The sequence below is a fragment of the Mucilaginibacter sp. P4_G9 genome (assembly GCF_056400985.1).
The window spans coordinates 27741-49679 of the sequence record NZ_JBFUKF010000001.1; the positions used below are offsets into that span (position 1 = coordinate 27741).

General features: G+C 42.8%; 14 protein-coding genes and 1 tRNA gene. 1 reads left to right on the forward strand and 14 read right to left on the reverse strand.

From position 1 onward, the window contains the following. Positions 1-4 precede the first annotated feature (4 nt). Genes AC1DPZ_RS00125 through AC1DPZ_RS00140 form a run of 4 tightly spaced genes read right to left on the reverse strand, consistent with a single transcriptional unit; the run spans position 5 to position 4210 of the window. Positions 5-1576, reverse strand: coding sequence for an ABC transporter permease/substrate-binding protein (locus AC1DPZ_RS00125; protein WP_477400379.1), 1572 nt, complete (start codon positions 1574-1576; stop codon positions 5-7). Between the two features lies 1 nt (position 1577). Further along, positions 1578-2531 (reverse strand): ABC transporter ATP-binding protein, encoded by a 954-nt coding sequence (locus AC1DPZ_RS00130; protein WP_477400380.1) that lies wholly within the window; start codon positions 2529-2531, stop codon positions 1578-1580. A 9-nt stretch (positions 2532-2540) separates the two neighbouring features. Further along, positions 2541-3926 carry a mercuric reductase gene (locus tag AC1DPZ_RS00135; RefSeq protein WP_477400381.1) on the reverse strand — a complete coding sequence of 462 codons (1386 nt, stop codon included), beginning with the start codon at positions 3924-3926 and terminating at the stop codon, positions 2541-2543. 2 nt (positions 3927-3928) lie between these two features. Then, positions 3929-4210 carry a DUF427 domain-containing protein gene (locus AC1DPZ_RS00140; protein WP_477400383.1) on the reverse strand — a complete coding sequence of 94 codons (282 nt, stop codon included), beginning with the start codon at positions 4208-4210 and terminating at the stop codon, positions 3929-3931. A 194-nt stretch (positions 4211-4404) separates the two neighbouring features. On the opposite strand from AC1DPZ_RS00140, the gene AC1DPZ_RS00145 reads away from it, so the two are divergent. Further along, positions 4405-4476, forward strand: a tRNA-Glu gene (locus AC1DPZ_RS00145). 342 nt (positions 4477-4818) lie between these two features. On the opposite strand, the gene AC1DPZ_RS00150 is transcribed toward AC1DPZ_RS00145, so the two are convergent. From AC1DPZ_RS00150 to AC1DPZ_RS00195, 10 genes are all read right to left on the reverse strand, one after another. Continuing rightward, on the reverse strand, positions 4819-5508 hold the full coding sequence (locus tag AC1DPZ_RS00150) for a TetR/AcrR family transcriptional regulator (RefSeq protein WP_477400384.1): 690 nt from the start codon (positions 5506-5508) through the stop codon (positions 4819-4821). A 182-nt stretch (positions 5509-5690) separates the two neighbouring features. Beyond that, on the reverse strand, positions 5691-6002 hold the full coding sequence (locus tag AC1DPZ_RS00155) for a hypothetical protein (RefSeq protein ID WP_477400386.1): 312 nt from the start codon (positions 6000-6002) through the stop codon (positions 5691-5693). Positions 6003-6186: 184 nt separating this feature from the next. Then, complete coding sequence (locus AC1DPZ_RS00160) at positions 6187-9336, reverse strand: efflux RND transporter permease subunit (RefSeq protein WP_477400387.1); 3150 nt, start codon at positions 9334-9336, stop codon at positions 6187-6189. 28 nt (positions 9337-9364) lie between these two features. Continuing rightward, positions 9365-10429: an efflux RND transporter periplasmic adaptor subunit gene (locus AC1DPZ_RS00165; RefSeq protein WP_477400388.1), complete on the reverse strand. Its 1065-nt coding sequence runs from the start codon at positions 10427-10429 to the stop codon at positions 9365-9367. Positions 10430-10473: 44 nt separating this feature from the next. Then, positions 10474-11829 (reverse strand): TolC family protein, encoded by a 1356-nt coding sequence (locus AC1DPZ_RS00170; protein ID WP_477400389.1) that lies wholly within the window; start codon positions 11827-11829, stop codon positions 10474-10476. A gap of 188 nt (positions 11830-12017) precedes the next feature. After that, a complete protein-coding gene (locus tag AC1DPZ_RS00175; RefSeq protein WP_477400390.1) occupies positions 12018-12623 on the reverse strand; it encodes a TetR/AcrR family transcriptional regulator in 606 nt (201 codons plus the stop codon). Positions 12624-12925: 302 nt separating this feature from the next. Continuing rightward, positions 12926-16294 (reverse strand): glycosyl hydrolase, encoded by a 3369-nt coding sequence (locus AC1DPZ_RS00180; protein ID WP_477400391.1) that lies wholly within the window; start codon positions 16292-16294, stop codon positions 12926-12928. Positions 16295-16417: 123 nt separating this feature from the next. After that, a complete protein-coding gene (locus AC1DPZ_RS00185) occupies positions 16418-18091 on the reverse strand; it encodes a TolB family protein (RefSeq protein WP_477400392.1) in 1674 nt (557 codons plus the stop codon). Between the two features lie 108 nt (positions 18092-18199). Continuing rightward, positions 18200-19018 carry an SDR family NAD(P)-dependent oxidoreductase gene (locus AC1DPZ_RS00190; protein WP_477400393.1) on the reverse strand — a complete coding sequence of 273 codons (819 nt, stop codon included), beginning with the start codon at positions 19016-19018 and terminating at the stop codon, positions 18200-18202. Positions 19019-19041: 23 nt separating this feature from the next. Further along, the gene (locus AC1DPZ_RS00195) at positions 19042-21921 is read right to left on the reverse strand and encodes a TonB-dependent receptor (protein ID WP_477400395.1); all 2880 of its coding nucleotides are present in this window, start codon (positions 21919-21921) and stop codon (positions 19042-19044) included. Positions 21922-21939: the final 18 nt, after the last annotated feature.

Below are 21939 nucleotides of genomic sequence, written 5' to 3' on the forward strand. Positions count from 1 at the left end.
CGAATTACTTACTATTCAAATATCGTTTAAGGTTTGAAATTGTTTTAATATTTAAACTCTTTGCCTGTTGCCTTCTCATCATTAACGCGTAAGCATTGTTAAAACCAATTGGTTTTAGCCATTTTACCTGGTAGCGTTTTTTAAACTCCTGCTGCACATAGTTGTATGTGCTGTCATTATTTTTTGTTACCCTGGCAACTGTTTCCGGCGATGCCTGTAATATGGCCAGCAAACCTGTGCCGGTATACTCGGGGTAAAAATCAATCTGATCATTAGTTAAGGCATCAAAGCAAATTTTGGTGCCCCCCAACCCTGTTTTTGTGGATATATCATAATTGGTATATCCCTTTATCAGCATACTATATATATTGGCCAGGATGTATTGCTCGCCAAATATTTTTGAACCGATGCGAACGATTCCGGCATTTCCCTCACGGGATGACTTATACAGTTTATTGGCTACCAGGAAATCCCTGGCTACACGTTCCGGGCTTTGGTGAAGATAGTCTGTACGGTAGTTTAATACCGTCATAACGGAATCATTTATTTTGCCCGATAGCAGGTTTAATGTCTTTTCCAGGTCAGGAAATTTCCCGAGCGATTCTTCGCGGATGATAGGCGCAGCATAATAGGGTGGAAAAATCCCCTTGTCGTCATCCAGTACCACCAGGTCATATGCCTTTAACCGGCCATCGGTTGAGTAACCGCTGATGACATCCAGTTGCTTCTCAAACGCGGCCTTATACATCACGGCATCGCTGATTACGATGGTATGGATCTTTAAACCGTACTTACGCTCCAAGCCAAGGTTGCCATCCTGCCTGCCCATAAACTCGGGCGTAAAGCCGGCGGTAAGCTTGCCGCCATAAGCCGATGGAATAAAGTAAAATGACGACAACAATATCAGCAGAACAGGTATTGCATAGGCGCTTGCCTTAATCTTTTTGAAGTTAAGCTTTTGCACCCGGGATAACAGGAAATCAAAAATGATAGCCAGTAATGCCGCCGGAATTGCCCCGGCCAGTATCATATTGGTATTGTTAAGCGAGATGCCCCCGAAAATAAACTCACCTAAGCCACCCGCGGCTATATACGAGGCCAATGTTGCCACGCCCACATTAATCACCGTAGCGGTGCGGATACCGGCTAAAATAACGGGCATAGCCAAAGGCAGCTCCACTTTAAATAATACTTGCCACTTATTCATCCCCATAGCTACTGCCGCTTCCTTTACCGCGGCATCAACCCCGGTAATGCCGGTATAGGTATTGCGAATTATAGGCAGCAATGCGTAAAGCAATAAAGCAACAATTGCGGGTTTGGCACCTATTCCTAAAACCGGGATCATGAAACCCAGTAGCGCTATGCTTGGGATAGTTTGTAACACACCTGCAATGCCCAAAACCGGTCCCGAAAGTTTTACTTTACGGGTAATAAAAATGCCCAGCGGCAAGCCAACAAGCACTGCAATAAAAAGCGAGATAAAAGTAAGCCCGATATGCTGCAGTGTTTGTACCGCAAGTTTATCGGCCTGCTGGCCCATAAACTCAAACAATGTTTGCTGCTGCTCATTCATGCTACCGCTTGTTTTTATATTGATAAAAAGCCGACATCAATTGTTCAAAGCTCACTGGTTTCTGCCTGTTTTGATCCTTAACGATGTTGATGGTTTCCTGGCGGCTGAATTTGAAATTTTCCAATACAGTCCAAACATCCATATCAGATGATAACGAAGAGGTATTAGTCTCCTTATACAAATCAGGCAGCAAATCCCACAGGTCATCCAATCGTACTGCTTTAAATTCCAGCTGCAGGCGTTGATCCTTTAGGAAACCTTCAACAAATTCGGTGACAGGCTCAAACAACAATTCGGCAGGGGTGCCCGATTGTACAATTTTACCCTTATCCATCAAACAGATCCTGTCGCCCAATTCAAAGGCTTCCTGCACGTCATGGGTAACCATAATGATGGTTTTCCGTGTCAACTCATCAAGCGCCTTAAATTCCTTGTGAATGTTCGATCGGGTTACATTATCCAGGGCGCCAAAAGGCTCGTCCATCAGCAAAACCGGCGGATCGGATACCAGGGCCCTTGCCAGCCCTACCCGCTGCTGCTGCCCGCCGCTCAGTTCATTTGGATAAACATTCAGGTAGCTGGCATCAAGGTGCAGCTTTTCCATCAATTCGGCAGTGCGGCGTATGGTTTTCTTTTTATCCCATTTAAGCAATTGCGGAACTACAGCAATATTTTCGGCAACGGTATAATGGGGAAATAGTCCGTTATTTTGCAATACATAGCCAATACCCCGCCGTAAAGCTTCGGGTTGCTGCTCAAATATATTTTTGTTATTGATATAGATATTGCCGCTGGTAGGCTCTATCAAACGGTTTATCATTTTTAACGTGGTGGTTTTACCACAGCCGCTGGTGCCCAGCAAAATGAGGTTCTCCTGTTCCTGCACTTCCAAAGATATAGCATCAACGGCTTTAATATTGCCAAACTGTTTACTTATACCTTCAACCTTTATCATATGGTAAAACTAATCTTCCAAAGCTAAAAAAAGATTATTCAATGATTCGGAATACAGTGGATGCGCGAACACACAATGGCGGATCCTGTCGTAAGTAATACCGCCTTCCATAGCCATCTGTAACACCGTCATGATCTCGCCCCCTTCGGGCCCTAACACAGTAACACCTAAGATTTTTTTGGTTTTTTTATCAACCACCGCTTTCATAAAACCCCGGGTATCGCCAGTTTCAATAGCACGGGCAACGTGTGTCATAGGTAGCCGGGCTACTTTATAATCTAATCCTTGCTTTTTGGCCCCGGTTTCATCTATTCCTACCCGGCCTAATTGCGGATCGGTGAACATGCAGTAAGGCACAGGCCTATCGGTAGTATTTAGGTTTTGTTTTTCGATAAGGTTACGGTATACAATCGTATAATCGTTGTAAGAGATATGTGTAAACGCCGGACCACCTTTTACATCACCTAAAGCATAAATACCTTTCACATTGGTTTCCAGCTTTGAATCTACTTTAATATGCCCTTGTTCATCTGTTTTTACACCTGCTTTAACTAAACCCAGCGTTTCGGTTTGCGGAATGCGCCCAATAGCCACCAAAACATGGGTGCATTTAATCTTTTTTTCCTCCCCATTAATTGTTGCCGTGGCTGTTATTTTACCATCTTCCTTTTGCTTAAACCGGGTGGCTTGCGCATTGGTATGGATATTGATCTGCTCCACCTCCAGTATCTTTTGCATCTCGGCCGACACATCCTCGTCTTCATGAGAAACTATCCTTGCTGATTTTTCTAATATGGTAACTTTACTCCCGAACCGGCGGAACATTTGTCCAAATTCTAAGCCTATATAGTTGCCCCCTAAAATCAAAAGATGTTTTGGCACATAATCCAGATCCAGTATGGTAGTTGAAGTGAGGTACTCAATTTCATTAAGCCCTTCTATTTCCGGGATTAAAGGTTTTGCACCCGGATTTAAAAAAATAAGATCGGCCTGCAGGCTTTGATTTTTGCCGTTATTAAGGATAACTGTAACTGTTTTTTCGCCTGTAAAAGTAGCCTCACCAAAAACAACATCCAACCCTTTTGTTTTCTCGGCTGCGTGCTGGCCGCCCATACGTGAGTGCATCACAATATCATCCTTCCGTTTTTTTATTTTAGGCATGTTAACCGAAAATCGCTTTACCGGCACGCCCAAATCAGCGCTTTTGGCGGCCATATAAGCCGCCTTTGCCGATGCCACCCAGGTTTTAGTAGGTGTGCAACCATCATTTACGCAGGTACCACCATAAAATCGTTTTTCTATAATTACGGTTTTCATGCCGGCCAGGGCAAGTTTTTTGGCAAGCGGAGCGCCGGCCTGACCCGCGCCAATGACGATGGCATCGTATTTCTTCATGTTTAGTCGGTTATTTTAACGCCCTTCCAAAATGCAACATAGTTGGTAATGTTTGCAGCCGCTTCTTTGGGCTGCGGATAATACCAGGCCRCATCCTGATTTTTTTTGCCATCTACATTGAGGGTATAATATGATGCAAGGCCTTTCCACGGACAGGTAGTATGCGTATCAGTAGTTTCCAGGTATTCGGCCTTAACACTATCTTTAGGGAAGTAATAATTATTTTCGACAATAATAGTATCATTGCTTTCGGCGATTACCTTATCATTCCAGATTGCTTTCATAAGTAAATTGATTTTATGGTAAAGATAGCCTTAACAGTTGCAGTTTTACAATGAAAATAGGGCTATTTTGTTTGGTAAATAAAAAAACAACATTCATTATCAGCGACAAACAAATAAAATTTAAATTTTATTTTATTTTTATCATTAAAGCTATATCTTTGCATTCCCAAAATAAGGGAAACAAAAATAAAAAAGGCCCGTTCGTCTAGGGGTTAGGACGTTAGATTTTCATTCTAGAAACAGGGGTTCGATTCCCCTACGGGCTACTATAATAAGTTTAAACATCTAACAACTTGATTGTTAGATGTTTAAACTTATTTTTTAGCTGCGTTTTTTTTCAATCCAACTTTTACAGAAATAAATTAACTTCCTATTATTCAATGACTTGCGTTGTTTTATAGGTGTTCCAATCCCTTTTGGGGATWCATTCTGAATACTCTTTAAGTTTCAGAGTCTAAATCTTTGTCATTTTCATCGTCATCCATTATTATCTCTACTATAACTTGGGCAATCAGATCTAATAATTCAGCCTTGTTATTATCAATATTTGATGGTTCTTTTTTTGCAATTCTTTTGGCTGGTCTTTTTTTTCATTTTAATAATATTGGTTAAAGGCTAATATAGTTTTCATCGAAACTTAAAAGCATAATACCACTTTGGTTTTTATAGGTATTGATAATCTCCATTCCGGTTGTGGTCGCTATTCCATTTATGAGATAGGCAAACAACTCCTCCGACTGTTTAACTTTGGTATGATGTGTTGCTGGGAATATTTCGGGATCTAATATGAGTGTTAAGCTTTCAATGAAAAATCTGGTTATCAGATCGATATCAAAATCATCACGGTATAAACCCATTTTAATGCCGCGTTCTATACTTACTTTAATGGCTTGATGAAGGAACAGAACCTTATGGTCCTTTAATTTTTTAAAGGCTGATTCATGGTTTTTTTCGAGATCATAAACGATGGCTGGGTTTAATATATTGAAAAACTCCATGGCATACCCTAATAAGAAATACAATTCAATAATGGCATCGCCACTTTTTGCCATCGGAGTCTTACAGCGAAAGACGTGCTTATCCGTTTCTTTATCTACTAATGCCTCGACTAATGAATCTTTATTGGCATAGAACTGATAAATTGTTTTCTTACTGATGCCTAAGTCAGCAGCAATATCATCCATACTGATACTGCGGATACCATAACGGATAAAAAGGGCATGCGCTCTGTCGGCTATTTTTTTTGAAGTCTCCATAGTTGGAACTGTTAATTCTTTTTTAGTCCTCAAATCTTCCATAGTTGAAAGGGGACTTACATCCTGCTTATGAGATATTTACTTTATAAGCTTTTTTATAATACCGGCGGATTGGTCTCCACCTTATTTCGTTTAATATGGTGGCCAGTTCTATAAAAAGCACTTTGCTGAAAACAAAGGAAATCTCTGCTGTTGGTAATAAATCATTTTTATAGGGTAACCTCTTACTGTAAACTGTAAAACTTTTCGAGCACCGAGATCCTGTCGTTATAATACATACCATACCAGGTTTTGATGGCGATAATGGCCGAGCGGGCAAACACTTTATTGTCGTTTTTAGCGCCTATGATATTTTGTATAAGTTGTTCATCGTTGTTATGGGTCGCTAAAAGACCCTGGCTTTTATTAAAGTATGAACGGAACCTGTGCTTTTGAGATAGCTCATCAAGTTTAGATTCAAGACAGCTGCGTAATTTTTCTGATAGGTCAATAAAATTTTGACCTTTTTCAGATCTTAAAAAAATTTGTTCTTTCATTTTAATCGGGATTTAGGCCAGAAAAATTGAAAAAGAGAAAGACAGATAATATAGAACCTAAATAATAGTTCGTCTGGCCTGGCAGTGCTGTGAAAATAAGGCTAATGGAGCCGATGGTTTTTCAAAAACCATCGGCAAGCCAAAATTTATGTTGTCTTTTATTAATTCACTGCACGGTATTTGATTAATATGCTTCAGTGGTGTGACTAACAACAAGTTTCGCAGCCGTACCTCCTGAATTTCTTTTGGTCCTCCAATTATTGATGCGCAGTTTTATGGTATCTACCATATAATATAGCATAGGGATAATGAATATGGTGAGCATCAGGGAGGATAATAAGCCACCGATCATTACAATACCCAAGCCATTTTTCCATTCAGACCCTGCGCCTTTATCCAGTGCAATCGGAAGCATCCCAGCCACCATGGCAATGGTTGTCATTAATATAGGCCGTAAACGTTCTTTCCCCGCCTCCACAATGGCATCGTACGAATTGGTGCCGTGCTCTTTTAAATGATTGGCAAAATCAACGATAAGAATACCATTCTTCATGACCAGTCCAAAAAGCATGATTAGTCCAAGCATGGTGAAAATGCTAAAATTGCCCTGCGACAAGTTAAGGGCAAGAACTGCACCGACCAAAGACAAGGGTATTGTAAACAGGACCACTAACGGATAGATGAAATTATCATACAAGGCTACCATTACCAGATAAACCAGTATAAAGGCAGAAATCAGGGCGGTAGCCAGGGCACCAAAAGAATCTGCCTGGCGCTGAATATCACCGGTGTAAGTCATTTCTATACCTTTAGGCAAGGGATCAGCCAATAAGGCTTTATTGATATTGTCAGATAATACACCTGATGTCATTCCTAACACGTTACTTCTTACCGTTACTGAAGATCGCCTGTTCCTCCGCTCCAGTAAAGAAGGTCCGCTGCTTTGTTTGATCGTTGCAAACTGGGATAGTTTGATCAGTTGGTTGCTATTATTAACAAAACTGATATCAGCGACGCTCTGAGGGTTTCGGCGGTCAAATTCATCGAGCCTGATATTGATATCATAGTCATCTGTACCCACCTGGTATTTGGTATCGGTATTACCTGTGTAAGCATTTTGCATGGTGGCGCCAACGGTATAAATATTCAGACCAAACTGTGCCATTTTTTCGCGGTCTATCTGCACGTTAACCTCCGGATTACCTTCTTCGACGGTAACTGAAACCTTGTTTGAACCGGGGAGACCTATAATGATTTTTTTAAGTTTTTGCGCGGCTTGCATTAACACTTCCTGGTTATCGCCATTCAATACAATTTGTATCGGATCATCTCCGCTGGCCAGTGCAACCAGTGTAGGCTCAATTTTAATTCCCGGAAATTGTTTAACCAAGTCAGCTTTCATTTTCAACATGAATTGCTCGGTTGTTACATTTCTTTCCTTAGCTTCTACCAGCTTTACTGTCAATATTGACTTATAGGCTGCTGCAAGTCCTCCAGGTGCCGATGGATCAGCCCCAGCAACGTTGGAAAACACTTTGACCACCTCACCTTGTTGTAAAAGGTAATCTTCTATCTTTTTGGTACGCAGATTATTTTGGGTCAGCGTAGCGCTTTTATCATACTCCAGGTTATATTGAAATTTACCCTGATCGCCTGATGCTACCAGTTCCTGTCCTAATATACCCATGCTTAATGTAGCCATAGAAGCTATGAAAGTTACCAGTACAATTGCCGATGAGAGCAGCTTGTGTTTTAAAGTCCACTCCAGCCGCCGGCCATACCAGGCGGTCAGTTTATGCAACATATCTTCAAAAGCGATGAGCAACCGGTGAAATATATTTTCCTTTTTAAGTACAACCACTTTTCCAAAGCGGGAAGCCAGCCAGGGGGTTAACGTAAAACACACGAGTAAACTCATTAAAGTGGCCACTACAATGGTTACTGCATACTGGCGCAAAAGCTCACCAATGGTTGTGCTGATCAAAGCAATAGGTAAAAAAACCACCACATCCACCATCGTTATGGCAATTGCCGAAAAGCCGATCTCGTTACGGCCATCAAGCGCGGCCGTGCGTTTATCCTTGCCCATGCTTAAATGCCGGTGAATATTTTCCAGCACTACGATAGAATCGTCCACCAGGATTCCGATCACCAAACTCATGGCAAGCAGGGTCATCAGGTTAAGCGTGTAACCAAACAGGTACATGACAATAAATGTGGAAATAAGCGAGGCTGGGATTGCTACCAGTACAATAAAGGAATCACGAAGGCTATGCAGGAAGAGCAGCATGATAACGGCCACCAGCACAACGGCAATAATAAGATCATTGGTTACTGCATCGGCTGCCTCAATAGTAAAATCGCTGGTATCATCTGCAATTACCAGTTTAAGGTTTTCGCCGGCATACTTTTGTTGTAACTGGGCAATACGCGATTTTACTTCGTTGCTTATGGCTACGGCGTTAGCATCATTCTGTTTTTTGATCAGGATACCGATCCCATTCTTCCCGTTCAACCGGTTTATAGAGGTTTGTTCTTTGGTTACATCAGCTACATCGGCAATATCACTTACTTTTACTGAGCTTCCAATGGCGGGAACAGCTATTACCAGGTCTCTGATCTGGTTTACGGAGGTAAATTTTCCTCCAAGACGTACGGTTAGCTGTTCCGAACGGGTTTTTACATTACCTGTTGGAAAATCGGAGTTGGCATTTTTTATGACCTGCGTAACCTGGGTCAGCGATAAACCATAAAAATTCAGTTTATTCTTGTTGACATTCACCTGGATCTCGCGGGGCTGTGCGCCGAGCAATGAAATTTCCCCTATACCCTGTACCTGTTGCAACAGCGGCTGAACGCGGTTGTTCACCAGGTCATAAAAGTCAGCATCACTAAGGTTGCTGGTTGCATTTAACTGCATTATGGGCCTGTCACTGGGGCTTACTTTTGAAATACTCGGTGTTTTAACATCGGTTGGCAAATCGCTCAGGATATTATTGATCTTGCGTTGCGCATCCTGCTGTTTTTCGTCAATTTTTACATTGGCGTTAAACTCGGCATTAATGGTGGACAGGCCCTCCGATGATTGCGAAGTGATATTTTTAATGCCGTCAAGGCCCGATACCACATCTTCGATTTTTTTGGTTACCGTTTGTTCCACATCATTTGGCGAGGCGCCCTCATAAATGGTTTTTATGGTTAATGAAGGTTCAGAAAAATCGGGCAGTAATTCGTAACTCAGCTTGGAGTAACAAAACAACCCGCCTAATATTAATACGCTGAAGACTACAATTATTAGTGAGGGGCGTTTGATTGCTATTTCGGTAAGTGACATTTCTTTATTTTTTACGTTAATGATCGGGTTATTTAATGGCGGTTACCTTGATGCCATTGCTGAGGTTTACCTGTCCGCTGGTTACCACGATATCTCCTGCAGAAATACCATGGGTTACTTCTATCAGCTTATCATTGCTGCGCCCTGTTGAAATACTGACCAGTTGTGCCGCTCCATTTTTAATAACAAAAACCTGCGGATTTTTTGCCGATCCGAGCAGTGCTGAGCGGTTAATGGTTAATGCAGACTTGTTTAACTGGTCGTCTTTATTAACTTTTCCGTACATGCCTGGCAGCAGGCGATCGGCTTGATTATTAGTCACCGTTATTTTAACAGGATAGTTGTGTGTGGCATCGGCCTTTGATATCAGTTCGTCAACAACTCCGTTAAATTCCACACCCGGATACACATCGGTATGCACCATTATTTTTTTCCCTTTGGTAAAAAAGGCAACTTCAGCTTCCGGTACGTTAACAGCTAATTTTACTTTCGAGATATCAGCAATTTCAAGCAGCTTTGTTCCCGGTGTTACGAAAGTGCCAAGTTCAAAACTTTTCGCCGTTACATTGCCGCTAAATGGCGCAAGAATGCGGCTTTGGGAAACCTGTTTATCTATTTGCTGCAACTGTGCCTCTGCACTTTTTAACGTCAGCCTCTGTTCATCTACCTGCATTTGCGATACGCCTTCACCTACAGATGCATTCTGATATCGTTCCAGGTTAGCCTTTGCGTTGTTATAGCTGGCCAGGGCAGAGAACCGCTGCGCCCTTAAACCCACATTATCTATTTGTGCTATAAGTGTCCCCGCGCTAATCAAGTCACCTTCTTTTATGGTGCCTGCAATTACCCTTCCCTGAGTTTCGGCGCTGATGCTGACATCACGGTTGGCTTCAAACGATCCAAGATATTCTTTAACCACATTTAAAGGGCGGTTAGCTGCGGTATCTACGTTAACCATTATCCTCGTGTTTGGGTCTTTTTGGTAGATCTTTGCTGCTACTGCTTCCTTATTCCCGAAAAGTTTCGCAACAATAAGTACAACTACACCTGCTATTATTAATACAGTTAAAACTGATTTGCCGGTCTTTTTCATTTTTTTATGATTTTTAAGTATGATGGGTTTATGATGTGTGATTTTTAATTATTTGTACTGTCGAGCAATTCGCCTTTCGCTTTTTTCAGGTCGAGTTCAGCGGTGCGGGTGTTCACCAAGGCGGATATGAACGTGTTCTGCGCATCGATCAGGTCATTTTTTGCATCCAACACGTCTTTCAGGCTTACAATGCCGTTCTGGAACTGCAGCTGCCTGTCCAGGTATATTTTATTGGCTAACTGTACGTTGGAATATTGCGATTGCAGGGTTACCACATTGGTATTGTAGCTGATAACCGCGGTGGCTATCTCTTTATCGGCCTGTTGTTTATAAAGCTGTATTTTGGTGTCATACTGTTGCAGCTCAATGTTTTTCTGGCGGATCTGAGAGCGTTTTTTACCCCCGTCGTAAATAGGGATGCTTAAATTAAGGCCGATACTGCTGCTGTTGAACCATTTGCCACCTATGTTACTGAATGGCTGAAATTTATCATTATAGGCGGTAGCCCCGTAACTGGTGGTAAAGGAAAGTGTAGGCTGATAGCCAGCTTTAATATTCAGCTTTTCTACCTCGCCGTATGCCTTTTGTGCCTGTAATAACTGTACATCGGTACGTTTTGACGAATTACCTGATTCATTGAGCAGCAAAGCCGGAAGTGAGTTTTGCCCGGCATCAACCTCAACAGCTAAGGAATCGGAAAGCGGTTTAGCCATTAAATACTTAAGTTGTACCAGTTGCTGCTGCAATTGTCCTTTGGTTGAAATTAAACTGGCATTTGTGCTTTCCCTGCTTACCAACAATCGGTTATAATCTGTTTTAGTAGCGATACCGTTCGCTAATTTCAGTTTCGTCGCATTAATCAGTTTATCGCTGTTTGCCAGGTTGTCGGTAAGCAGGTCAACTTTTTTAGTAAGCGATTGTATGTTGTAATAGGTTGCCCCCACGTTATAGGCTACATCTTCCTTGCTGCTTTTAACCTGTACCGCGTAAATATTGGTATTGGCCTTTGCTGCCTTCAAAGCGATTAAAAGCTGCCCGTTGTAAAGTGTTTGCTCCAGTTTGGCATTTGCCTGCGTACTTTGTGGTAAGGTGAATGAGCCAGTGATATACTTTGGCGAATTAGTACCGCCGCCAAATATAGAAGAGGGGATGAGCTGGCCAGGCACCTTGGTATAATACTGGTACTGACCGGTAGCGCTCACCTGTGGCAGAAAGCTGGCAACAGCTTCTTTTTTCTGTTCTCCCGCCTTTTTGAGATCGAAATCCGCCGATTGGATACTCAGGTTATTTTTTAGTGCACTGTCAATGCACTGCTTTAATGTATATGGGCTTTGGGCCAGCAAACGGCTGCTTATGGAAATGGAAAGAAAAATTAGTAATATGGATTTGGGAATTTTCATTTTTATTTGATATTTATGTTTAACTTTTTTGTTAATGTCGTTTAAAAAAAAACGTCTTTCCGGTTTTAAATTTTATCGGATTAATGAGTATGTTTTGATAATTGAGTAAAGCCTGCATGATAGTGCAGTTCTTGATTAATATTATTGTTTAACATTTTTGTTAAATTTATGTTAAAAAAATAGATGTCCTAAGTATCTAAAAAAAGCAATTGCATGATCACCTGTTTTCTTTCTTTGATAAACCTGGCATAGGCTGCATTATCCAGTTGAAAGATGTTCTCGATGATAGATTTACCCAAAAAGGGAAATGAGCACAATGACATTAAAGTAACAATAAAATGTTCAGGCTTAATTGCTTTCATATTACCCGCTTTTACTTCCCTTGCAATTTCAATTTCAAGATATTTCATCCTGTCTTGATGCCCTTCTTTTGACATGATCTTTAGGGGTAGTGTTGGATCAGAATTGTGTTCTGTTATAATAAATAGTTCCAGGTAAGGATGCTGCATTGACTTCTCCACAAAGAAGTCAATAAACTTTTCTGTTTTCTCTTTAATAGGTAAGTTCGCTGAAGCAATGCTTTCCATCTTACTTCCCATTTCAATTATAGCTTCCTGGAACACTTTATCGAAAAGCAGTTTTCTGCTGCGGTAGTAATAATGGATAGATGCTCTGTTTATACCTGCAGCATCAGCAATATCCTGAGTAGTGGCATGTATGTTACCATCAACAAAAAACACTTTTTTAGCCGTTTCTTTTATTAATTCCTCAGTATCCGTGGCTAAAATTTCCATCTGTCTAAATTGTTTAACAAATTTGTTAATGCAAACGTACGGCTTTTTTTTAGATATCCAAATTAATTGGAAATTTTTGCAGAGAAAGCAAATTAACAGTGATGATAAAACTAATTTATTTAGAAGACCTTCGCTTATTGTCAGTAGGTAGCTCGTATTTTTCGATAAATGTTAGAAAACCAAGTTATAGACCCGGTAGTAAGACGGCCAAAAGTCCGTTTTCATGTTCTTCCTGATAAGATTGCACCCCGCGTTTATTGATGCTGCTGTATGAATTAAATTTATTCTTCTTGTCTTTTCTGTTACTTCACCAATACCAATTTTACAGGCCCCAGTAAACCGGATGGCAGCAATTTTGAATTGGCGTTATAAAATGGTATGGTAGTGTAGGTTATTTTTTGCTTTACATCAGCCTGTTGATCACCAATCAGCCGGTTCACCCATAAATTGGTAACTTTTATTTCCAACGTATTCTTTCCTGACTTCAAGTCACTGGTTACATCTATGCTAAAAGGTTTTTTCCAAACGGTACCTAATGGTTTTCTGTTCACAGTAACTTCCGCCAGGTTCTTTACATCACCTAAATCTAAACGGATCTGCGCACCCTTTACAAACGTGCCTGCTGGGATGTTAATCGATTTTGTGTAGGTAGCTGTACCGGAGAAGTATTTAATGCCAGGGTGGGAATGCTTTGTATAAGATATCAACTTCTCAAATGTAACTTGTGGCGGTGCACCACGATCAGATTGAAAAGTAACATTCCAGAGGCCTTCGACTTTTATCACTTTTTGCTCTGCCTTTGCAGGAAGGGTAACCATACTCTTTTTGGCAGGTGATAGGAACACTACAAACAATCCATTATTTGGTGTCAGGTTCAAGGAAACAGACGTATGGCCATTTTCTATTTTATAGGAAACAGGTTCTGTTTTTCCTGTCTCCGGATGCCAGATCTGCGGCTCCTTGCCAACAACACGGAATGTTGCCTCAACCGTTTCGTTTTGGTCGTTACGGTTATTTACCCAATAAATATCACCGCCTGCCACTTTGCGATGTACATATAATAACTGCGTATTACTTTGCAGCTTGCTGTATTCAAAATCGGGAGATATGTTCAAAGAGGAAAGTACTTCGGCAACTGTTTTGCCATTATGCACATTAGCTCTGCCAGAATTCCACACTTCATTTACCAGGCGTTGAAATTCCAACGGATCATCTTCTAAACTTGCGGTCATTTGGGGTTTTACACCACTTATGACAGCCCCGGCCTTTGCCAGCTGAGCTATTTTGCGAAGAACGGGTAAGGACATCTTCCGGGCATTACTGTCTATCACTAACATCCTGTAATTCATCCCGGAAGGTGTCACCAATTTGCCTCCTTCCACGGAGAGAAGATTGATGAGTGCATGAGGATTGATAAAATCATAACTATAGCCTTGTGGGATATCTGGTAATTTGGCTCCAAACAGCCCGGTAATATTATTGTCTTCGCCGTAATAGTATACAATATCGGCCACAAACTTTCCCTGTTGCAACATGTAGGAACTACGGGCCAGGTAATCGGTCCATACTTTTGCCTGGTTTGCCCAGGTATCATGCCGGTTAAACCACTGGCCGAATACGCTTAATCCAAGGCCTGGAACCTTATCATCAACCGGCTGATGAACAGAAGTATGGATCACAAATCGATTTACGCCATTGGCCAACTCCAGGTCGGCAGTAGGTTTCAATTTTTCCGGCGAATATGACCATGCCCCGTTAGCCCCAAAACCAATAGCGGTAAACGATTCGGCAGCCACCAGGTTTTGGCCGTATATATGTGCTACCGAAGCAGATTCAAGAATATCTGCCCTGGCCATATTGGGGGGAGAACCGCCAAGTCCGGGCGTCCACATAGCCGACATCGGAATAGCGGCTGTCCGTTTTACGTCCATGCCATCAACTACGAACAACCGACCGTTCTCATGCGACTCAGAGTAGCGTTTCATGCCGTAGGCCGCAAGAATATTGGTAAGCTGGTTATAATGGTTTTCAGTTATCAGTTCTGAAATGGTCTTACGCCAATCCCAGAGAAATTGCTCACTGGCTTCTGCACTTTTAATAACCTGGCCGGTAAGTACGGGCATCCAGGGCAATAGACTATAACCACGCCGCTTTTGAAATTCTTCTATCATCCGGGGCGTCCATGTTTCCTGGCCAGCTTCGTAGCTATCGGTAATCATATATTGCAATCCTTTGGTTCCCATCAGGCGGCCGGTTGCATTTTTATACTGGTTTAAATAGGTTGTAAAATAATCTTTTACCGCCTGTGCGTCCATCTTATCTACCTCCAAACCGGTTGCCTCGGACGATGCAGGATGATTTTGCTTCCCGGTTAACGAATAGCCAAATCTTACAATCTTCCATTCGCCTCCGTTTGAAGGAGGCGTCCAGTTGAGTGAGCCATTTGTATCCATTTTCTCCGTTAAATTAACCACATCGGCTTGTGCAATTACATCAGGGGTGTTTGGTGTTGGATGTTTCAACAAATCAATGGCAGCAACAAAGCCAGCCTTTTCTTCAAAGTGATTGATACGTGCTGCAGGGTATAGTACCAGTTCTGCAATATCATTTCCGGCAGGAGGTTTAGAAGCCGTTTCACCACCGGTCATCATAGCAATAAGATTAGGATGGGCTTTGGGATTTTCAAATTTTAAACGAAAATATTTGGCAGTAGTTGACGGGATAGTAATGGTTTGCTGCAGAATGACACTAAGTGGGATGAACGCTACCGTATGGAAATTAATTCCATCATCGCTTACTTCCAAACGGCGTTCTTCCGATATCCCCGGCACCCCAAAAGGCGACCGGGTCCCTCCTCCCGCCACAGAAACTGCTTTGATGGTTTGCGGTTGTGCAAATTCATATTGAATCCACGAATATCCCGTTTCCGGATCGGAAGGTAATAAACCGGTTGTTTCCAGGTCCCCGTCTGTAAGCTGCTTCAAAGTAAAACTCCCGCCGCTGGAAGTTATTTTTGGGGCCAGATCATTCAATGAAATATCAGCGGGAGGCAAGCGGTAAGCTACCACTGCTACATCCTCATAATGTTCGGGCGGGGCAGCTGTTTTTAAACGGATAACAGAGGTTTCCTTTGGGATGGCCGAATTTTGGAAATCTCCTGTGGTAGCGGGCGGCCTGGGCAAAGTGCCGGTAAAAGGTTGCCCACCTTTTACACGCACTTCACTCCAAACCAATTTTTTCATCCCGTTTTTGGCAGGTACCCAGGGGCCGCCACTTTCACTCCAGCCCGGCGAACCGGCAATGGCCATCTCCAGCTTTAAAGAATCGGCCAGTTTGGAGGCTAACCGGAATGCATCTTTCCATTCCGGTGTCATGTAGAACAGGCGTTTATCAACAATTTGCGGCGTAATTAAACCGGCATCAAAATTCTGAAAGCCGCCAATTCCGCTGCGTTTCATCCACAACAAATCTTTACGAATGCCATCTTTGGTAATGTTCCCGTTCATCCAGTGCCACCAAACCCGCGGGCGGGCTGCGTTGCCCGGGTTTACGAAGCCTTTATAAAAACTACCATCAGTTACTTTCTTGTTCTGCGCAATGGCTGTCGCAGGTATTGAAAATGTTATGCCGATACAAAGCTTAACAGCAAGGTTCCGAATGTTAAAAGTCATTTATTAATTTATTTAGCGACCCATGTTCGTCTTTATGCCGGCCAAAACAACCAGTTAAATATTCAAGATTTTTATACATTTCAATCCGCCAGGTACCCATCCTAAACTATAAAGGAAAAGCTCTTAACGGAGTATTCCCGGCGCCCCTGTAGGTAGTCCCTGGGCCAGATCAACCAAAATTTTATGTTTTCCCAGCTCTGCCTGTATTGTACCTGATGACCTTTTGGTAACGCGGAATTTGACATCTTGTGCCTTCAGAAAGCCCTTCTTCTTTCCTGAAACCTGGATATCCGCATCCCAGGAAATATCACGTCCGTACGATCCGGTAGTAGACGATTCACTTCCGTTTAAAATATTTACACCGTCATCCGAAAAATTGAAATATTTAATAACGCGTCGCGGTTCCCCGGTTGCACCTGCCTCAGGTCTTACGGTGCTTATTTCTGCATAGCCCGAAACATAGCCCTTAATTGTACCTTGCTCAGGTATGGTGGTATCGGGCCACTTCATATCTTTCAAATCGGTTGCCCATTTCATTTCCGGGCTGAACGGTGCCAGCGGTGTGGATGGCTTCCGGGATGTAAACCTGATTATCCTCAGGCGGCCTTTTTGTTCCCCAGGTTTTTCTTGTTTAGGATCTTTTTGCTCCCAGAATACGCCATGTGTACTGGTAGGGTCCCAGGTCAGGTTTCCAAAATGATTATATACTGTAAAGTTGTCTTTAGYAATAGTTATATCCTGACCAGTGTAACCATCCTCCGGCAGCCTGGCCCGGTCGCCATATTGGTCCACCATACTAAGGCCATAGAAACGCCTGGCTGGATCAAACCCTTCAAATGCCGCATTTCGCAACTCGGCCACTGCCGGAACCTGGGGCAAACCGGCAATAAGCGGGCGGGGAATTAATCCAAAGGCATCCATTCGTGTTGTTTGCCTGTGTGTTTGAAATATTACCCATTTGCCATCCGGCGAGGGATAGGTACCTTCCTCGTAACTAAAATGTTTGGTAAGCCTGGTTACCTCGCCTGTTGTAAGATCTATTTTAGCCAAATCGAAGTTATTGGCTTCAAATAACGAACTGCATACCAGGGAGCGGCCCATATCGGCAAAACTTTTTACTTCGCCACCGCCATGTAGCAAGGGCCTGAACGGATTGGCGTCCGCCTGATCGCCTACTATTACTTTGGATTTGGCAAGTTGGTAACGTTCGCCTTTTTCGTCCGCGATCCTGGTCAGCTCATTTACCAGTACAAGCATGCCTTTTGTAGTAATAAGCGTGCCTGCAACATGAATTCCATCCGGCGACATGTTAGAAGCTATCCGCATCAGAATACGTGAACCAGGGATGGCCGGATATTCCAACGGCAGAATTTTAGCTTCTTTGCAATCTACTACCGATGGTGTACATTCCAGGATGCCGGTAGGTGTGTAAACCCGTTTTCCATCCGGAAGAGGTACCGGCATTTCGCCCCCGATCTCTTCTTTTAAGTCGCAGGTGAGGCATTTGAAACCGCTCCCATCATCCAGCATCACCGCCAGGTCCGACTTTTTCTTTCCGGCCATATGAATTTCCATGATCAAATGTTTGGCGTCCGGAAGATAGTTTATCAAAACAGCATCACTTACATCTGCCGGAAGTGGTATGGTAGTGACCACAAATGGTTCGGCCTTTGGAGCAGGTGGAAGCTTTGGTATAATGGCATAGTTTTTTTCATCTTTCTCTTGTGCATTGCCCTTAAAGGCTATAACGAATGCTAAAATTACTACAACCGGTAGCAGTCTGTTTAATTTTTTCATAATGGTTATTTTAATAGTTTTTAATGTTTATAAATGACAGCGTTGTAGCTACTGTACCTCAAGTAAAGTGTATTGTCCGTGTACGCGGCCTTATGTTAATGTATTTGGTTACTGACTGGTAACTCCATATTTTTTCATTTGCTTGCTAATGAAAGAGGCCGCTGTTTTTGGGCTAATTCTGTTAAAGAGTCCTAAAAACTTAGCATCAGGCCCCACATATACCTGATATTCGTCGTTTTCCATCGCCTTAACAATTATCTCCGCCGCTTTCGCAGGCGTTAGGATTTTTGATTGCGCGGGCACTTTATTGCTGCTTTGCGCCATTTTCATGGTAACGCCCGAATTTGCCGTGATATTTGTAGCTACCGCTCCCGGGAAAACTACCGTGACACGTACATTGGTATTTTGAAGTTCGGAGTGCAAGCCTTCGGTAAGCAACTTAACCGCTGCCTTGGTTGCGCCATAGATGGTTTGGCCGGGGACAGGCAAAAATCCGCCCATGCTGGAAATATTGACAATGTGCCCCTGTGGCCTGCTCAGTAAATGCGGTAAAAATGCCTTGGTGATAAATAGTGTACCATATAGGTTTACATCGATTACCTTTTTAATCGTGCTGTATTCCAGGTCTTTTAAATCAACAAATGGTTGAATTATCCCGGCATTATTGATAATGGCATCTACGTGGCCATATTGTGCAACAGCATGTACAACCAGTTCATCAACTGCTTTACTATCGGTGATATCAACCGCGAAAAGGCTTAAGTCGGAACCAGATACCTGGCTAAGCTTTAACGTTTCCTGCAAAGCCGGCCAGTTAATATCAACAGCTATAACCTTTGCTCTTTTTGATAATAAATTTAACACGAGTTCCCGGCCAATACCGCTGCCACCACCCGTAACAACCACTACCTTTCCTTTTACTTTCATATACCCGTTATCTTAATTTATATTTAGTTGAAATTGTAGGAAAGACTTAAAAAGTATGATCTGGGCTGAGTTGGCCTTGCACCGTAAACTGCATTAGGGTTTGCGGCAACCTGCGCTTTTGTTAAAGCTTCAGACGTTAAATTGTTGGGGAATCCTCCCGGAGGATACCAGCCTGTAACACCTATAGAATTAAACACATTATTGATATTAAAATTAATATACACCCTGGGCGAAACCTGGTAACCGGCCTGGTAGTTGAAGGTACTGTATCCGGGAATGTCAAATGCATTGGCGGCATTAGCAGGCGAGCTGCCGACGTACCTCCATCCAAGAGAAGTCGTGAACCTGTTTAACCTGTAGGACGGGGCGATACTTGTCAGTACGGCAGGTGTAAGGCCTACCTTTCCGCCACGAGTTTCTGCTACTTGATCATCGGCGGGGCCAGGTTTACCCAAATTCCAATGCCTTTCTACCACCGAGGTGGCATGTTGCAGCGTAACAGCGCCGCGAACGTTGATATGACTCCCTATGTTRAAAACACTTTCCATTTCTACCCCAATGGTACGTTGCTCACTGAATAAAGTCTTTGTGTAGTAATACGTATTAACCTGTACATCCTGCGTATAGTCGAAACTTGGCTTATTAGAAATGTCACTGTAAAATGGCGTAAAATATCCGGTAAAGCCGCCTTTCTGAACCTTATAACCAAGCTCGGCCTGCACCGTATGAATTGGCACAAATGATACGGCATCTGCCTGCGCCTGGGAACTCACCGCTGTCACCGATTGGAGATCGGGCGCTTTGCGGCCTGCGGAATAACGGATATAAATTGCCTGCTCTTCAGAAAATTTATAATTCAATGCTGCCGAATAAGATAAGCTTCGCACCGTTTTGTTAATGTGAAAGGGCGTATTGCTTACGTAAACGTTGTTATCATAATAGGTTAGCGCATTTTTATCATAACCGCCGGCTGCCGTAGCGTTGGGATCAATTACAGCGTTGTTGGATGATCMGGTAAATTGATTATAGTTATACCTAAAGCCATAATCAAGCGTAAGGCGGTCTGATAACGGGGATGATTGGCCAAAGAAGGCGTCGAACCTGTTGTTGGAAATGTTACTATTGCCATATCCCGTGCCGTAGGCGGTAAACCCGTTTGCATCGGTAATCTGTTTAACTACTCCGGCAAAATTGGTGTAGATTATACCTAAAGGATGAGGCCTGTCTTCAAGGGTTGTAAACGACTGCCCGGCATAGCCTTTTACAAAGCTGATATTAGAATGGCCTATATAAACACCCGCGTTAAAAGTTGTTTTCCCAACCGTTTTGCGAACGCTAAATTGTTCCATTACCTCCTTAACCTTGTTGTGGAGCGCATTGGCTAATTCAAACAAAACCGGGGCCGGTTGTACCTGCCCGTTAGGAAGCTGATTATAGGTTTTGTTGAAATTGATGCCCAAAAACTGCCCTGTAGGCGAGATGTTCGGCGATTGGACAACGGTGAGCATTTTCTGCCCTGTAGTCAGGTCTGTAAAATTATATGTTCCAAATTGTCCGGCCAAACCCTGTAACCCATAAAAGAGAACACCATCGGCCGAGAGGATGCCCAAAGGTAACGGCGCGTTCCATTTCGCTTCCTTGCTACTGTACTTAATGTTATTTGTGATCGTCCAATTGTTGCCTAAGTTTTGCAGATATTCGAGTCCAACTGCCCTATCCAGGTTATGAATGAGGTCAGACGGCCTAAACTGGTTTACATTGCTATTATTGGTAAACCGAAAATCGAGTGTTTGGCTTGACGGACCGGCAAATGTGGCATTATTGGAAAAGTTTGCAGCCGGTCGCGGATTAGAATAATTTGTAAAAGGAAGAAAATCGAAATAACCATTCTTATCGTTCAGAAACTTGCCATATAGCTTTATATGGCCGGTGCCAAACTTTTTAACAACATTGAATTTTACCTGTCCGCCTTTATTTAGTGGGTAGCCCGCATACCTGGCCCCATCGCTGTAGCGATAAAAGCCCCCCACGTCGTAGGTTAGGTCACCCTTTTTATTTAAAGGGCCGCCGATATTCAAATCAGCACGGTAATAAGGATTAGATTTCCCTTCCAGGCCATACTTAACTATAGCTTCGCCCGCGAACTTACTACCGCCCGTTTTAGATGTGTAGTTAAAAAGCCCTCCAGGGGCGTCAGAGCCGGTAATTGAAGCTGACCCACCACGAACGGCTTCCACCCTCGCAGTGGTAGCATCTGCACGCAAAAAATAATCGGGCCCATAATTAGCACCCGTAAAATTGGTAACGGGCAAGCCATCTTCCTGCATCGAAACATAAAAATAGCCGATTGAAACATCGTTTGAGGTAGGTGTCCCCCTTACGGCAACCTGGTTTCGGATTTCGCCGGCAGATGAATTGACGTAAACGCCCGGAACGTTTTTCAGCAAATCAGCCGCGCTTTGCGGTGTTTGCATCTTTATTTGCTGCGCACTGATTGTAGAGATTGCTATAGAGGCATCCAGCCGTTTTCTTGAATCAAATACACCGGTCACAATAACCTGCTGTAGCTCACTTACATTATCTGTAAGCGTTATCGTCATGGAACCGGCTTTAGCCGTTTGCTCGGCCGTTTTAAAGCCTACCATCGAAAATACTAATACCGAGGATGATGACGGGACGGAAATGCTAAAGTTTCCTTTAGCGTCTGTTGTGGTGCTGCTTTTATCATCTTTTACGTGGATGGTTACACCTGGAAGTGGGGTGCCTYTTTCGTCGGCAACTGTACCTTTCACTTGTTGCTGAGCTAATACCGCGCTACAGCAAAATAACAGCAATAGTGCCTGTATAAGTATCTTTTTTGAAAGTGTACACCAAACACTCTTGTGAGTAAGCGTTTTTTTCATAATTTTGGAATTTTAATT

What these genes read in the sequence shown, in the direction of transcription:
- AC1DPZ_RS00165 (WP_477400388.1), bottom strand. Translation starts at nt 10,429, where the DNA reads ATGAAAAAGACCGGCAAATCAGTTTTAACTGTATTAATAATAGCAGGT.
- AC1DPZ_RS00190 (WP_477400393.1), bottom strand. Translation starts at nt 19,018, where the DNA reads ATGAAAGTAAAAGGAAAGGTAGTGGTTGTTACGGGTGGTGGCAGCGGT.
- AC1DPZ_RS00180 (WP_477400391.1), bottom strand. Translation starts at nt 16,294, where the DNA reads ATGACTTTTAACATTCGGAACCTTGCTGTTAAGCTTTGTATCGGCATA.
- AC1DPZ_RS00130 (WP_477400380.1), bottom strand. Translation starts at nt 2,531, where the DNA reads ATGATAAAGGTTGAAGGTATAAGTAAACAGTTTGGCAATATTAAAGCC.
- AC1DPZ_RS00175 (WP_477400390.1), bottom strand. Translation starts at nt 12,623, where the DNA reads ATGGAAATTTTAGCCACGGATACTGAGGAATTAATAAAAGAAACGGCT.
- AC1DPZ_RS00150 (WP_477400384.1), bottom strand. Translation starts at nt 5,508, where the DNA reads ATGGAAGATTTGAGGACTAAAAAAGAATTAACAGTTCCAACTATGGAG.
- AC1DPZ_RS00135 (WP_477400381.1), bottom strand. Translation starts at nt 3,926, where the DNA reads ATGAAGAAATACGATGCCATCGTCATTGGCGCGGGTCAGGCCGGCGCT.
- AC1DPZ_RS00170 (WP_477400389.1), bottom strand. Translation starts at nt 11,829, where the DNA reads ATGAAAATTCCCAAATCCATATTACTAATTTTTCTTTCCATTTCCATA.
- AC1DPZ_RS00155 (WP_477400386.1), bottom strand. Translation starts at nt 6,002, where the DNA reads ATGAAAGAACAAATTTTTTTAAGATCTGAAAAAGGTCAAAATTTTATT.
- AC1DPZ_RS00125 (WP_477400379.1), bottom strand. Translation starts at nt 1,576, where the DNA reads ATGAATGAGCAGCAGCAAACATTGTTTGAGTTTATGGGCCAGCAGGCC.
- AC1DPZ_RS00160 (WP_477400387.1), bottom strand. Translation starts at nt 9,336, where the DNA reads ATGTCACTTACCGAAATAGCAATCAAACGCCCCTCACTAATAATTGTA.